The sequence below is a fragment of the Rhizobium sp. 2MFCol3.1 genome (assembly GCF_000377565.1).
Taxonomy (GTDB): Bacteria; Pseudomonadota; Alphaproteobacteria; order Rhizobiales; family Rhizobiaceae; genus Rhizobium.
This window is the reverse complement of sequence record NZ_KB898357.1, coordinates 238,654-252,236: the sequence shown is the minus strand read 5'-3', so window position 1 is coordinate 252,236 and position 13,583 is coordinate 238,654. Positions and strand designations below refer to the sequence as shown.

Annotated in this window: 14 protein-coding genes; 12 read left to right on the top strand and 2 right to left on the bottom strand. The window is 60.1% G+C overall.

What is annotated here, in order from left to right; translation table 11 throughout:
* From D460_RS0112535 to D460_RS34485, 5 genes are all read left to right on the top strand, one after another.
* On the top strand, window positions 1-1,314 hold the full coding sequence (locus D460_RS0112535) for a tail fiber domain-containing protein (RefSeq protein WP_018898895.1): 1,314 nt from the start codon (window positions 1-3) through the stop codon (window positions 1,312-1,314).
* Window positions 1,314-2,993, top strand: a complete 1,680-nt coding sequence (locus D460_RS34495) for a hypothetical protein (RefSeq protein ID WP_018898894.1) — start codon at window positions 1,314-1,316, stop codon at window positions 2,991-2,993. The genes D460_RS0112535 and D460_RS34495 overlap by 1 nt, the downstream gene beginning before the upstream one ends.
* Window positions 2,994-3,056: 63 nt before the next feature.
* Complete coding sequence (locus D460_RS34490; RefSeq protein ID WP_018898893.1) at window positions 3,057-3,899, top strand: hypothetical protein; 843 nt, start codon at window positions 3,057-3,059, stop codon at window positions 3,897-3,899.
* Complete coding sequence (locus tag D460_RS32940) at window positions 3,899-6,055, top strand: hypothetical protein (protein WP_018898892.1); 2,157 nt, start codon at window positions 3,899-3,901, stop codon at window positions 6,053-6,055. Before D460_RS34490 ends, D460_RS32940 begins: the two co-directional genes overlap by 1 nt.
* 62 nt (window positions 6,056-6,117) lie before the next feature.
* Entirely contained in the window at window positions 6,118-7,254 is a 1,137-nt protein-coding gene (locus tag D460_RS34485) for a phage tail protein (protein WP_245267736.1), read from the top strand.
* Between the two features lie 4 nt (window positions 7,255-7,258).
* Here the strand turns inward: D460_RS34485 and D460_RS34480 are convergent, their stop codons facing one another.
* Complete coding sequence (locus tag D460_RS34480) at window positions 7,259-8,956, bottom strand: recombinase family protein (RefSeq protein WP_018898890.1); 1,698 nt, start codon at window positions 8,954-8,956, stop codon at window positions 7,259-7,261.
* 399 nt (window positions 8,957-9,355) lie between these two features.
* On the opposite strand from D460_RS34480, the gene D460_RS0112505 reads away from it, so the two are divergent.
* Genes D460_RS0112505 through D460_RS0112495 form a run of 3 tightly spaced genes read left to right on the top strand, consistent with a single transcriptional unit; the run spans window position 9,356 to window position 10,667 of the window.
* Complete coding sequence (locus tag D460_RS0112505) at window positions 9,356-9,925, top strand: head-tail connector protein (RefSeq protein WP_018898889.1); 570 nt, start codon at window positions 9,356-9,358, stop codon at window positions 9,923-9,925.
* Window positions 9,925-10,260 (top strand): phage head closure protein, encoded by a 336-nt coding sequence (locus D460_RS0112500; protein WP_018898888.1) that lies wholly within the window; start codon window positions 9,925-9,927, stop codon window positions 10,258-10,260. The genes D460_RS0112505 and D460_RS0112500 overlap by 1 nt, the downstream gene beginning before the upstream one ends.
* Window positions 10,257-10,667, top strand: coding sequence for a DUF3168 domain-containing protein (locus D460_RS0112495; RefSeq protein WP_018898887.1), 411 nt, complete (start codon window positions 10,257-10,259; stop codon window positions 10,665-10,667). Before D460_RS0112500 ends, D460_RS0112495 begins: the two co-directional genes overlap by 4 nt.
* 20 nt (window positions 10,668-10,687) lie before the next feature.
* On the opposite strand, the gene D460_RS0112490 is transcribed toward D460_RS0112495, so the two are convergent.
* On the bottom strand, window positions 10,688-11,902 hold the full coding sequence (locus D460_RS0112490; RefSeq protein ID WP_018898886.1) for an MFS transporter: 1,215 nt from the start codon (window positions 11,900-11,902) through the stop codon (window positions 10,688-10,690).
* Between the two features lie 128 nt (window positions 11,903-12,030).
* Here D460_RS0112490 and D460_RS0112485 point away from each other — a divergent pair, with 128 nt between their 5' ends.
* The 4 genes from D460_RS0112485 to D460_RS0112470 are packed head-to-tail and all read left to right on the top strand — an operon-like array spanning window position 12,031 to window position 13,583.
* Complete coding sequence (locus D460_RS0112485) at window positions 12,031-12,438, top strand: phage major tail protein, TP901-1 family (RefSeq protein WP_018898885.1); 408 nt, start codon at window positions 12,031-12,033, stop codon at window positions 12,436-12,438.
* A complete protein-coding gene (locus D460_RS0112480) occupies window positions 12,438-12,791 on the top strand; it encodes a gene transfer agent family protein (RefSeq protein ID WP_018898884.1) in 354 nt (117 codons plus the stop codon). The genes D460_RS0112485 and D460_RS0112480 overlap by 1 nt, the downstream gene beginning before the upstream one ends.
* An 11-nt stretch (window positions 12,792-12,802) precedes the next feature.
* Window positions 12,803-13,048: a rcc01693 family protein gene (locus tag D460_RS35045; RefSeq protein ID WP_081619900.1), complete on the top strand. Its 246-nt coding sequence runs from the start codon at window positions 12,803-12,805 to the stop codon at window positions 13,046-13,048.
* Window positions 13,049-13,067: 19 nt separating this feature from the next.
* Window positions 13,068-13,583: a phage tail tape measure protein gene (locus tag D460_RS0112470; protein WP_196809337.1), complete on the top strand. Its 516-nt coding sequence runs from the start codon at window positions 13,068-13,070 to the stop codon at window positions 13,581-13,583.

Sequence of the window (13,583 nt, the reverse complement as noted above, 5' to 3'; positions counted from 1 at the left end):
ATGGCCTCGACACCAAAACAGACCGAAACAAAAACGACGACGGAAGCACCGGCATATGCCCAGCCGTATATCAAAGACGCGCTTGCTTCTGCTCAGTCGGCAATCAACAACGGCAACCCAAACTATTACCCCGGCTCGACGGTCATCGACTTGTCGAACGAAACGAAGAACGCGCAGCAGAGCATTCTCGACACGGCAGCTAATGGCTCGCAGATCATCAAGAACGGCCAGAACGCCGTTAATGGCGTCACGACCGGCGCGGCATTCAATCCAGCTGGTGCGAATACGCTTGCTGCTGGGACAACTTTTACGAACGGTGCGGCAGGCAATGCGCAATCCTTGTCCGATATTCTCGCGGGCAAGGACAATCCCGCTACCGCGTTGTTGCAGGGTACGGCGAATGGCGATTACCTGAACGGAAGTCCGGGACTGGCCGATGCGATTAAGCGTGCGAATGATCCGCTCGTGAGACAGTTCACGCAAGAGATCGCTCCCGGCATCGATAGTCAGTTCGCCAAAGCCGGTCGTTCCGGCTCTGGAGCCTTTGCCAGCGTACGCAACAATGCGGAGACCACGCTTGCAGATGCGATGGCAAAGAACGCCGGCGACATCGCATACCAAGACTATGCCAACGAACGTCAGAACCAGATCGACGCCTCGAAGAGCATTGGCGACCTCTACAACACAAATGCTCAGACGCAAATCGGAGCTAACACCTCGCTCGCCAGCATTCTGCAAGGTCAGCAGGATTCCCGAAACGCAGCGGCTTCCGGTCTTATGGCCGGTCAACAGGGTCAGGCTCAGACGCAGCTGCAAGGCGCAGGTATGGCGGGCGATCAGCGTGCCAACGATTATTACGATGCAAATCAGGTCGCTGGTGTTGGTGCGCAGAAGGATGCGTACGCGGACATGCTCAAGCAGGCAGATATCAACAAGTGGGACTACAACCAAAACAAGGATATCAACAACGCCGCGACGATGCTCGGTCTCGCGACAACAGGGGGCTTCAACTCTCAGACGACAACGAAGCCAGTCTACTCAAATGGTCTCTCAAGCGGTCTGGGTGCTATCGGCTCGCTCGCATCCATCTTCGGTATGCTCTGCGACATACGCGCAAAAGAGAACATCGTGTTCGTTGGCTACATGCTCAACGGCACTCGCATCTACGAATTCACCTACAAAAACGATCCATCCGGCCAACGCTACGAGGGCCCGATGGCGCAGGAAGTCGAAATTACACGTCCGCAAGCGGTTCGCGAAATCGACGGCTTTAAACGCATCGACGCTCGCGCACTAATTGGAGAAGCAGCATAATGTTCAGTAATATCGATGAAATCCTCGCCGCTCTAAAGGGCTTGCCGGGACAGATGGGCGGCGCAATGCCGCAAGTCGGTCCTGACGGTCAGGTTCCTATGACACCTCCTGCACCTGTTGCGCCTCCACAGGCTGCACCAGCTGTTGACCCCGTTGCGACCGGCTCGATCTCGCCGACTGCTGGTCAGTACGCTAGTTTTGCAAACCCCAATGGTCCGACTGCCCCGGGTCTGACAGGCCAATTTCCAGATGCACCGGGCATGGGCGGAATGCTTGGCCCAGCTGGTCGCGCACTCGGCACTAACGACGGCACAGCTGGCCCAACTGCGTTCGGTGGTCTTCTCAAGTTCAAGGATGAGGACAGCAAGCAAGCTGCGATGCGTGGTCTGCTGGCCGGTTCGATGGGTTTGATGGCTGCGGGTGGTCCTTCTGACAAGCCGCACTCCGTGGGCCAGGACATCGCGCAGGGCGGTATGACTGGTATCGCTGGTTACGAAGGCTACAAGGATGCAAACTCGGATCGAGCATTCAAGGCCGCGCAGGCTAGTCGTCTGGGCGCTGATGCTGCGAAAGATAGTCTGGCAGTTGAGCAGGCGAGGAAAGCCGCAGCGGTTCGCGAACGTCTCTTCGGCAGTGGAGTAGGTTTTAACGGAGGTAGCAACACTGGCGCTACCGTTCCCCCGACTTCTGCCAGTGCTGCTCCTGCTGCTCCGACAAGCGATCTTGCTGGTCAGATAAACCGTCAGCGTGCAGACCTTGACCGGCAATACAATGCTCTGATGCTGATCAACGAAGACGAGACAGCTCGCGCGGTGTTTGCGCAAAAGAACTTTCTCGACAATCAAGCGGCGCAAAAGGGCTTGGTCTGGAATGGTGCGTCTTATACTGCCGCTCCCGGTTACAACGAGGGTGTTCAGCAGACTGCATTCGCAGAAGGCTCCGGTCGTCAGGCGGGCACGGAAAGCCAAATCCGCACCGACGATCAGCGCAATTTCGAATACGGCCTAACCCACCCTGAGTTCGTTACTCCGCAGCAGAAACAGGCAGCGACAGACGCTCGTGCAGCTAAGCAGGCGGCGTTCAAAGACGAACAGGATTTGCGCAAAGAGTACACGTCGAGCCCTGTTTACAAGCGTTGGGATGAGGTTCGCGCCTCCTTCGACCGTATTGCATCGAGCGCGAAGCAGGATAACGGCGCAGGCGATCTTGGTATCATCTACGGCTACATGAAGGTTCTTGATCCAGGCTCGGTTGTTCGTGAAGGCGAATTCGCGACAGCAGAACAAGCATCCGGTGTGCCCACTCAGATCTTGAATCTCTACAACAAAGCGGTCAACGGCGAACGCCTAACACCGGAGCAGCGCAAGATGTTCGTGTCAGCCGCGCAGGATTTGTACGCTGCGGAAGCAGGCAAGTTGGGCGAACTCAACACCCGTTACTCGGGTATCGCTGGCACGCACGGTTTCGATGCAGGCCGTATCGTCGTGCAGCCAAAGACTTACGATCCAATCGAAGTCGCTACGGGCGCTTCCACAGGCTCTTCGCAGCCAAAGCAAGAATGGAAGCCACGTAGCTCACGAGCACAATCGGCAATACCGCAAGTAGGCGAGGTGCGCAGAGGATACAAATTTAACGGTGGCGATCCCGCGTTGCCGTCGAACTGGACGAAGGCCAACTAACTACAAGAGAACCGACCCAGAAGAGGTCGCGACAAGAAGCCCCGAAAAAGGGGACGAGGTAAAATGTTCGACTACATCACTTATCGTAATCAGGGAGCGACCCGCAGTCAGCCCCTTGATGATGGACTAGCTAAACGCCTTGGCTACTTGAAGAACCTCGGCGTCAGCATGGAAGTCTTCTCAGGTGGTCAGCCCACGGCAGAGGAGGGTGGTCCTAGAACGGGCAGTGTCCGTCATGACCATGGCGGCGCGGCAGATGCGTTTTTCTACAAAGATGGCCGCAAACTCGATTGGGCCAACGAAGCCGACCGTCCGATTTTCGAGCAGATCGTCAGCCAAGGTAAAGCCAATTGCATCACCGGTTTCGGTGCTGGTCCCGGCTATATGCAGCAGGGTTCCATGCACATCGGCGGCGGCACACCCGGCGTTTGGGGTGCTGGCGGCAAAAGTGCCAATGCTCCTGAATGGCTGACCAACGCTTACAACGGCACGACTGGCGCAGTTAGCCCGCAGAACGCCATGGCACAGGTCCAGGCGAAACAGATCGACCCCGTTGCAGAGGTTCTTGCAGCTGGTGGCAATGCACCCGCAGGCTACAACGCACAAGCACTCGCAGGGTCCACAGGAGGCTCTACCGCTGCGGCCAGCGCACCGGCTGCACCAGCGGACACCTCTAAGGGACTGCTAGGCATTGATGTTCCTGGGCTTACTGGAAACAAGAACCTTGGCGGACTTCTCGCCTTGTCCCAGATGGCAATGCAGCAGCCGCAAGTCGCCGATGACACTCCGCGTGGCGGTCTCCTCCGTAGCCAACCGATCGATATCCAAACGGCTCAGCAGTTGCAGCCAAAGCAAACCTACAAGCCGTGGGAAATGATGTCGATGTTTAGCAGGGGGAGAGCGTAATGGGTCCGAACACAAATCCGAAAAAGACAGTCGTCGACCCAATGACCACCGGAGCGGTTGAACGCGGTCCATGGGAAGATTTCGCAAATCCGCAGCAGACAGACGCCGGGCCATGGGAGGATTTCGCGCCTGCTAAACAGGCCGAACCCGAATATTCGAACATCGATCCTGACATGGAAGCACCGGCTAGCGTCCGTGTGCAAGTTGGTGCTCTCGACAAGCCAGAGGATCGACTGACAGCTATTCGTAAGCACTATCCCGATGCTGAACCCTACAAGGGTGACAACTTCATAATGACCGATCCGCAAACTGGGAAGGTCATGATCTATAATCAGCCGGGTTGGATACCGAGTGGTGGTGATATCGCCAGCATACTGCCTGAGATTGGTGAGGGTATTGGTGCTGTTGGCGGTGCTATCGGCGGCGGTATTCTCGGCGGCACATCTGGTAGCGTGGTTCCTGTCGTTGGCACGACGACAGGAGCAATCGGCGGCGGTGCTGTGGGCGCGGGTCTCGGTGCTACGGCGGGCCGAGAAGCAACGCAGCGCGGCCTGAACTGGTATTACGGCAACGACGATACGCGTACAGCTGGCGAACAGATCGGTGATGCTGCAAAGACATTCGGTGTGAATGCAGTAGGCGAGGGCATTGGTGCTGTCGCTGCTCCACTTCTCGGACAGGGCATTCGTAAAGCAGCAACGGCAGTCTCCGACACAGTACGTGCAGGACCGAAGCGCTTGGTTGCTGGTCGGGCCGACGATGCTGCCCAGGCTGGTCAACGTGCTGCTGACTTCCGTGCGATCGGTGTGGAGCCGACCGCTGGCATGGTCAACGGCAACGCCAATACAGCTATTCGAGAGCAGGCCCTTGCTGCAACTCGCGCTGGAAAGCCCATTCAGGATCGCATCGGACAAGCGTTTGACGGCATCAATTCTGAAACAGACCGCATTATCGGTGGCCTCACTCCGCAGACGATGAGCCGCCAGGAACTCGGTCAGGCGTTGAAGGATCAGGCCTCCGCTTACAAGAGTGCTTCAAAAGCACGCGGCGATTACCTGTATGACGAGGCGGGCCGCTTGACCGCCGATGCACCGGCAGCAGGTACGAACACCCGTCAGTTTCTAGAAACATTGCAGGCCGAGCGCCAGGGCATGACGAAATCCGCTGCGCTCAACGACGGGAAGGCTCTTGATGAGGTGATCCGTCAGACGAAGGCAATCACCGACGATCTCGGCGCAGGCATCAATTTCAACCAGCTGAAGGAAGCCCGCACCCGTATTGGCCGTATCGCGAATGATCCGGCTGTTGCACAGGTCACTCGTGATCGTGCGCAAGGTCTGTATCAAGCAATGGCCGCCGACATGGGCGCGACCGCTGAGGCAGTTGGCGGCGACGCGTTGCAGGCTTGGAAGAAGGCGAACAATCGTTTCCGTCGCACTCGTGAGGCTGATGGCGTTCTCAACACGAAGAACACTCTCGATCCGATCTTGAAGGCGCAGACGCCGGAACAGGCTGCGGAGTGGGTACTAGGTCAAGTCAACAAGGGTGGCACGCGCATCAATGCGGTGCGTCGTCAGATTGAGCGCACAGAGGGCGGTCCTGAACTTTGGAACACGCTGACAGGTTCGACAGTCGAGCGCCTCGGCATTAATCGCAGTGGCGAGTTTAGCCCGACACGTCTTCTTTCCGGTTGGCGCAATCTCAGCGACGAAGCCAAGAACGCGATGTTCCACGGCACAGGTCGAGCGCAGTTCCGCCAGGATTTAGATCGTCTCGCTCGCGTATCCGAAAACCTCAAGGGCTATCGCGGTTTCGACAACCATTCCGGCACGGCGAAGGCTGGTGCTGCGCTTGGCGAGTTGAACCTAGCGGACGGCAAGTCGCTGCTGGCAGCTGCGTTCGGTGGTCCGAAGGCATGGGCCGGTATGGCCGTCGGCAAAGCAGCAAGTTTCGGCACGACCCGCTGGCAGGCCAAACTCCTGACCAGCCCCGAAACCGTCAATTGGCTGTCTCGTATCCCGCAAGCACAGATGCAGAAGGGCGGTCTGTCCGCACATTTGGGCCAGCTGGCGAAGGTTGCCGCTGACACGTCCGACAACGCGCTGGCAGTCGCGATCAACGACTATCTCAGGGAGGTTGGCTACTCCGACCAATAACGAAAGGCCCCGGCCAACGTGTCGGGAAGCACCCAACAACAAAAATAATAAAGTGGTGAAAAATGGTAGACTACACAGACCCTCGTTGGAACGAGAGCGATTCCCAAAATACATCCCCAAGCCCGAACGGCATCTCGACCGGCTCTGCTCCGAGCGCTGTCCCGGCAGTCATTCGCGCCGGTATGGGTGCACAGGTTCGATCATTCGACCGCATCAATCCGAGAGGCTTGCTCACAAACACTGGCAACGCGTACTCGCTCACATACGATGTCGGCCCACTGTCATATGAGAAGGAGTTCTTCTCCTTCTTCGTCAACGCGACAAACACCGGTCCAGCAACCCTCAACATCAATGGTCTCGGTTCTCGCGATCTGATCCAGAACGACGGCTCTGCACTGAAGGCTGGCGATCTCGTAGCGGGAATGGTGATCACCGCAACATACGACGGCAGCAAGTTCCGCATCGTCAACGCAACGGCGAATCCATCATTTGCTTCGGGCACGATTGCTGGCGGCAAGATTTGGGCCGCTAGCAACGATGGCGCAGGCTCAACACTCGACGCCGACTTGCTCGATGCAAAAGAGGGCGTTTGGTACCAAGATCGTGCCAATCATACTGGCACCCAAGACGTTGCGACTATCTCAGGGCTGCAAGCGGTTCTCGACGCAATTGTCCCAGCCGGTACTTACATCGACTTCGCTGGTGCTACAGCTCCCGCTGGTTACCTTGTCGCTGACGGTTCAGCCAAGTCTCGCACCACATATGCGCGGTTGTTCGGCGTAATCGGCACTGTCTACGGTGCGGGCGACGGTTCCACTACGTTCAATCTTCCGGACATGCGCGGCGAGTTCCGTCGTGGTCTCGATGGCGGTCGTGGCGTTGACACCGGCCGTACGTTGGGCTCGGCACAGGCTTCGCAGAACCTTGCTCACACTCATACGATCACTGATCCGGGCCACGCCCACAGCGTTTACGATCCGGGTCACGGCCACTCGATCAGCGGCTACGGTGATATCGAAATGGGTACTCAGGACGTGGGTAATCGTCGCCACGTTCGCGGTACCGGTGCCATGTACACGAACGCAGCTGCTACCGGTATCGGCATCTATGCAGCTGTGACCGGCATCACTATTGCGTCGAATGGCGGCACAGAGGCGCGTCCACGCAACGTGTCGGCTCTTGTCTGCATCAAGTTCTAAGGCTTCACTTTGAGTGAAGGCTTTTGACTTTGTTGTGGGCGTCCATGATGCCCTCAACGCGATCCTCGCCATAAACGAAACTGACCATCTCGCGCATTTCGTCGGTGCTCAGAGGCGAATGGAACACATTCGTCAGTTCGCCTTTCCGGTTGAATTCGTAGGACTTTGTCGCTCCCGCGACTTGAACTCGCACGGTCTGCAACTCGAAATTCACGCAAATATCGTGGACGAAATTTCGAATGCTCTGTGAGACTCGGCTTCGACTGACGAACACTTCATCATGCGAGCCCGTAGCCCACACAGCGCGTTCCTTGGCGATCACGTCCACCACGTCTGCCATTTCCGACTGCTTATCATCGATCTCCTGTAGCTCGGATTGTCGTTCACTCAACTCGGCTCGTACCTGATCGATTTGGGGGCGAAGTGAACGCAACGTTGCCTGTAGCTCGGCTCGGTCTTCGTCATGTTCAACGATGCCTGCCATGGCCAGCGTGTTTTTGCGTTCCTTCTCAAGATCGAATAGGCGAGCCTCGATAGCTGCTATCGCCGTGACCATTTCATCACGCGGCGTTGTCCCAGACTTCCGCGAGATATCGGCATCGAGATAGAAATCTTTGACGTGATCAAGAATGGCTGCTTCAAGCACATTATAGGGAAACAACGCGGATGGACCGGGGCAATTACCGTCCTCATACCGCTTCTTGCAGCGATAATATTGATAGTCGCCTTTCGTCGTTGACCGAACTAAGCCCAAACCGCCACCGCAATGCTCGCAACGGGTGGTCATCGGAAAGAGGTTGGTAAAACTCAGCCCCTTCCGGCCTTTCGTTGGCGCCTTTTTCTTGTTGCGTTGAACACGCCAAAACAGCTCTTCACTTACCGCAGCCGGATAGTAGTTCTTAATCGGATCGCCCATCGGAACGAGTTTGCCATCGACGGTATCGTTGACCTGGAGTGTGCCGATTGCCGTCTCGTTGTTGAGGATGCGAACGACCGTCGTTTCCCACCACTTGGTTCCGCTTGCCTTTAGCGGGGGCGTGTTCGCGTCGTTCAATATCCTTGCAATGCGTAGCGCACCAACACCTTGATCAGCTAGCTCAAATATTCGCTGCACTGTTTTGGCGTGGCCGTTGAGGGCAAACTTGCAGTCTTTGCTGCCGGGTGTGCGGATTTGATCGATCCAGCCGACGCAGCCGGATTGGAAGCGAGGCAGGCCAGCCAGCATGTCTTGCCGGTTTTTGTCGTGGTTGTTTTTGCTGTTGTAGGACTTGCGAGCGCTCTCTTCGTGACCACGCGACATTACCGTCAGCGAAATGATCATCTGCGTGAAATCTCTGCCGCGCTCGTAGACCTGTCCGTCCATCAGCGTGACGATTTTGATTCCAGCCTGCAGGATCGCGATGAATTGGGCCTGTGCGTCGATTGGCGCTTGTCGGGACAGTCGGTCTAGGTTCTCAACCAACAAATAAGAACCAACAGCTACTTTGCCGTTCGCCACCAGTTCCAGAAACCGACCTAACGCGCCCTTGCTGACATGATGGCCATGAAAGCCTGACTTGCCGGGGTCGATGTAAGATTCATCGAGGTCAAGTCCATGCTTGGCAGCGTAGGCACGCGCCGCGTCTAGCTGGCGTTCTTCACCCCGGCCTTTGCGTTGTTCAGGGGTCGAAATACGTACGTATGAGTATGCTTTTACCGGCATCAGTTTTCTCCGTCATTCCATCATAGCGCAGCACGGTTAAAGCGTTGTGTGCAATACACACAAAGCGCGTTGGCGGCGGGGTGCAGAACTTCGAGGCGATCAAGCTGGTGAAGTTTGCGGTGAGTTGAGTGGGCGAGGGGGTGCGGTGCGGTGCCGCTTCGAATGCGGTTGGCGCTGTGCCGAGCGGCCCCGAATGTAGCTTTCGCCGCGCCCGGAGCCCCCTCATCCGACCCTTCGGGCCACCTTCTCCCCGCGGGGGCGAAGGGGAGGTCGGCGCGAGCGGCCAACCCAGAGTCTCTTCTCCCCAGCGGGGAGAAGGTGCCGGCAGGCGGATGAGGGGGCCACACGGAACAACGTCTCACCTATCGCAACCACACCCACACCACCAGGAACCCACCCATGACCTACGCCCTCATCACCCCACCCGCATCCGAACCCATCACCCTCGCCGAGACCAAATCCCACCTCCGCCTAGACGACACCAACGAAGACACGCTGCTCACCGCGCTCATCCGCACCGCCCGCGAACATCTCGAGCGCGCAACCGGCCTCAGCCTCATCACCCAGACCTGGCGCCTCTATCTTGATTCAATTCCTGAAGACGGCGTGATTCAGATCGCGAGAGGCCCCGTCCAAACCATTGAAAGCCTGACGCTTTACGACGCATCCGGCGAAGAGCTAAGCCTGCCGCTGACCGGCCACATCCTCGACGGCCACGCCCGCCCGGCGCGCCTCATGCTCGGCCGCGCCATCAGTGCCGGCCGGCCCATCAACGGCATCGAGATCGACTTCACTGCCGGCTTCGGAGAGAGCGGCGCCGAGGTGCCGGATACGCTGAAGCGGGCGATGCTGATGCATGTGGCGCAGATGTTCACGTTCCGGGGCACGGTCGCGGTCGACGACCAGCCGGCCGATATTCCCTCGGGCTACGACCGCCTGATCGCGCCCTTCATGGTGAGGAGGCTCTGATGCGCTCGGTCTTCTTCGACCCCGGCCAGATGACGGCGCGGCTGGCGCTGGAAGCGCCGGTGGAGACGCCGGACGGACAGGGCGGCGCCACTGTCTCGTTTACCGAGATCGCCTCGTTCTGGGCCCGCATCGAACCGGTCAGCGAACTGCCCGAGGAGCAGGCGGGCGCCGACGTTTTCACGCTGACGCACCGCATCTGGCTGCGCTTTCGCCACGATATCAAAGCCGGCATGCGGCTGCGCAAGGGAGCGCGCACCTTCGCGATCCGCGCCTGGCGCGACCCGGACGAGCGCGGTAACTATCTCGTCTGCCTGTGCGAGGAGGAAGGCCAATGAGCGCCGCCAACGAACTGCTGACGGCGATCCAGACGCGCCTCGCCGACGATGCGGAACTGTCAGCCATGATCGGCCCCGAAGGCTTGCGCGACCGCCTGGTTTCGGGCCGAAAACTCCCGGCGGTGATCGTCGCCGATCTCGCAAGCAACGACTATTCCACGGCGACCGAAACCGGCGCCGAGCACCTGCTGACGATCGAAATCTGGACCGACAATGGCGGTCGAAAAGAGGCTGCGACCATCGCCGAGCGCCTTAGCGCGCTGCTGCATGACGCGCCGCTCTCGCTGGAGACCCACCACTTAGTGGGCTTGCTGCATCTTTCGACCCGCACCCGGCGCGAACAGAAGACCAGGCTGCATGTCGCCGAGATCCGATTCAGGGCGGTGACGGAGGCTGTCACTAGCTGAGTTTGCGACGTACCCCTCGCTCAGGCGACCTGAGCAACCGGCTTGGCCCGGCGGATGAGGGTTGCCAGCCTCAGCACGAGGCCGAAGGCGAGTGCTGCGAGCGTGCAGCACAGGGCCATCACCATGCCGGCGCCGGCGCGGTCGAGGATGGCGGTGAAGATGATGGGGGCGGCGGCGTTGGCGATGTTTTGCGGTAGCGACAGGCGGGCGGCCTGCAGGCCGTATTCGCGCGGCGAAAACAGCGCCAGCGGCAGCAGCGCGCGGGCAACCGCCATGACCCCGGCGCCGAAGCTGTAGATCACGATGAAGCCGACGAGCAGCGATGTCGAGGGCGGGACGATGAGGATCAATCCGAAGCTCCCCACCATCAGGCCGATCCCGGCAATGGCGCTGACGATCGGGCTGCCGCGCTTGCCGAGCAACATGTCCATGCCCCGCGCCGTTATGCCGATCACCCCACGCGCCGAGCCGAGCTGTAGCGCGAGCACCGGCGAGGCGCCGTATTGGCGCAGGACCTCCAGCAGCGATGGCGCCAGGCCGAAGGTCACGAAGCTCGATAGCGTCGTTGCCGCGGCAAGCAGCAGGAAGGCCTTGCGCCGATCATCAGGCGAAAGATCGACCGGTGCTGCATGCATCTCGGCGGAGCCGCTTTGCGTGGCGGCCGGGCGCGGCAGGCCGAAGAGATAGAGCGGCAGGCAGACGCACAATTGTAGCGCCGCGCAAATGACGAAGGTGATCCGCCAGCCGACCCGGGCATCGAGCATGCTGAGGATCGGCCAGAACAGCGCGCTGGATAGCCCGGTGAACAGCATCAGGATGGCGATGACGCGTTTGCTGTTGAGGCCCTCGCGCTCGACGACGGCGGTATAGGTCGGCGTCGTCAGGCCGAGAGCTCCGCCGATGCCGATCACGATCCAGGAGATCGTATAGAGCACGATGCCCTCTGTCGCGGCCAGCATGAGAAGGCCGGCGGCGAAGGTGACGGATGAGGCGGCAAGCACGGGCACGGCGCCGTGGCGCTGCAAAAGCCGGCCAATCGTCGGGCCGAGAAGCGCAAGCACGACCATCATCACGGTCAGGCCGCCGAAGACGATTTCATTCGCCAGCCCGAGATCGGGCGCGATCACCCGGCCCATGACGCCGAGCATGTCGAAGGTCGTGCCCCAGCCGATGAGCTGCGTCACGGTGAGCACGGCAATCATCTGTGTCGAACGCAGGGGGAAAGGCCCGGGCATGGTGTGATTTCGGCGAATTGAGGGGATCGAAGCGGTCGTAGCATCTTCGCCATCAGGTTCAAAGTGACAAGTCGATGACATCGCGGGCGTCCCATCGGGGCGCCTTTTTTCGTGGAAGGGATCAGGCCATGGTGGCGCAGAAGGGCAAGGATCTGCTGTTGAGGGTTTTCAACGGCACGGATTATGAGACGGTGGCAGGGCTGCGCTCGAAGCGGCTGGCCTTCAATGCCGAGACGGTGGATGTGACCGATGCCGAAAGCGCCGGGCGCTGGCGCGAACTCTTGGGCGGCGCAGGCGTGCAGCGGGCTTCGGTCTCTGGCGCCGGCATCTTCAAAGACGCGGCCTCCGACCAGCTGGTGCGCAATACCTTCTTCAACGGCTCGATCCTGAGCTGGCAGATCGTCGTGCCGGATTTCGGCAGCATCACCGGGCCGTTCCAGGCGAGCGCGCTCGAATATTCCGGCCAGTACAATGGCGAGGTGATGTTCGAGCTGGCGCTGGAATCGGCCGGCGCGATCACATTCGAGGCGCTGTGATGGCGGGCGGGCGAAGAGCCAATCGCCGGCGTGGCGAGATCGAGGCTGAGATCGATGGCGAGCGGCGGGTGTTGTGTCTGACGCTGGGCGCGCTTGCCGAGCTCGAGACGGCGTTTTCGGTCGATAGCCTGAATGGGCTGGCCGAGCGTTTTGCCGGGGGTCGGCTGAAGGCGGCGGATATGATCCGCATCATCGGCGCCGGCCTGCGCGGCGGCGGCAATCTCTATTCCGACGAGGATGTGGCGGAGGCCGATATCGAGGGCGGCATCGGCGGCTATGCCGCGATCGTCGGCGATTTGCTGACGGCGACGTTTTCGGGGGATGGCGCTGACGCCTCCGCGCGCCCCCTCTAGCCGCAGCGGGCGTGAAGACGACGGACAGTGCGGGGCCTGCGCCTTTCCCCTGGGCGCGGGTTCTCCATGTCGGTCTCTGCCTGCTGCGGCTTCCCCCGCAATCCTTCTGGGCGATGACGCCGGTCGAGTTTCACGCAGCCGCCGGCGGGCTTTCGCCACCGCGCGCCACCGTCTCGCGCGCCGATCTCGACGGGCTGATGGCCCGCTTTCCGGACAGCCGGGCAACATCCGAAACGAGGAACGACCATGACCGATGACCAGACCGACCTGTCGGCCATGACCGACGAGGCCGCGACGCTGCGGCGCGCACTCGACGATCTGGAGGGCAGCTCGCGCTCCTTCGGCTCGGCACTATCAGGGGCGTTGCGCAGCGCGGTCTCGGGCGGCAAGGGGCTGGATGATGTGCTGCGCGGGCTGGCGAACCGCATGACGGATATCGCGCTGCAGGCTGGATTGAAGCCGCTGGAGACGATGCTCTCGGGCGCCGCCTCCAGCCTCCTCGGCGGCGCCGGTAAGCTGCTGCCTTTCGCCGATGGCGGTGTCGTCTCGCAGCCCACCTATTTTCCGCTTGGCGGCGACATGGGGCTGATGGGCGAGGCGGGCAGCGAGGCGATCCTGCCCTTGCGGCGCGGTGCCGATGGTTCGCTCGGCGTCGCCGCATCGGGGAGTGCGGCCGCACCGCAGATCGTCTTCAACGTCACCGCGACGGATGCCGAGAGCTTCCGAAAGAGCGAGGCGCAGATTTCCTCGATGCTGGCGCGCACCGCGATGCGCGGCCAGCGCAACCTGTGA

Coding starts and splice junctions, on each gene's coding strand:
- D460_RS0112535 (WP_018898895.1), top strand. CDS start 1: ATGGCCTCGACACCAAAACAGACCGAAACAAAAACGACGACGGAAGCA.
- D460_RS34495 (WP_018898894.1), top strand. CDS start 1,314: ATGTTCAGTAATATCGATGAAATCCTCGCCGCTCTAAAGGGCTTGCCG.
- D460_RS34490 (WP_018898893.1), top strand. CDS start 3,057: ATGTTCGACTACATCACTTATCGTAATCAGGGAGCGACCCGCAGTCAG.
- D460_RS32940 (WP_018898892.1), top strand. CDS start 3,899: ATGGGTCCGAACACAAATCCGAAAAAGACAGTCGTCGACCCAATGACC.
- D460_RS34485 (WP_245267736.1), top strand. CDS start 6,118: ATGGTAGACTACACAGACCCTCGTTGGAACGAGAGCGATTCCCAAAAT.
- D460_RS34480 (WP_018898890.1), bottom strand. CDS start 8,956: ATGCCGGTAAAAGCATACTCATACGTACGTATTTCGACCCCTGAACAA.
- D460_RS0112505 (WP_018898889.1), top strand. CDS start 9,356: ATGACCTACGCCCTCATCACCCCACCCGCATCCGAACCCATCACCCTC.
- D460_RS0112500 (WP_018898888.1), top strand. CDS start 9,925: ATGCGCTCGGTCTTCTTCGACCCCGGCCAGATGACGGCGCGGCTGGCG.
- D460_RS0112495 (WP_018898887.1), top strand. CDS start 10,257: ATGAGCGCCGCCAACGAACTGCTGACGGCGATCCAGACGCGCCTCGCC.
- D460_RS0112490 (WP_018898886.1), bottom strand. CDS start 11,902: ATGCCCGGGCCTTTCCCCCTGCGTTCGACACAGATGATTGCCGTGCTC.
- D460_RS0112485 (WP_018898885.1), top strand. CDS start 12,031: ATGGTGGCGCAGAAGGGCAAGGATCTGCTGTTGAGGGTTTTCAACGGC.
- D460_RS0112480 (WP_018898884.1), top strand. CDS start 12,438: ATGGCGGGCGGGCGAAGAGCCAATCGCCGGCGTGGCGAGATCGAGGCT.
- D460_RS0112470 (WP_196809337.1), top strand. CDS start 13,068: ATGACCGACGAGGCCGCGACGCTGCGGCGCGCACTCGACGATCTGGAG.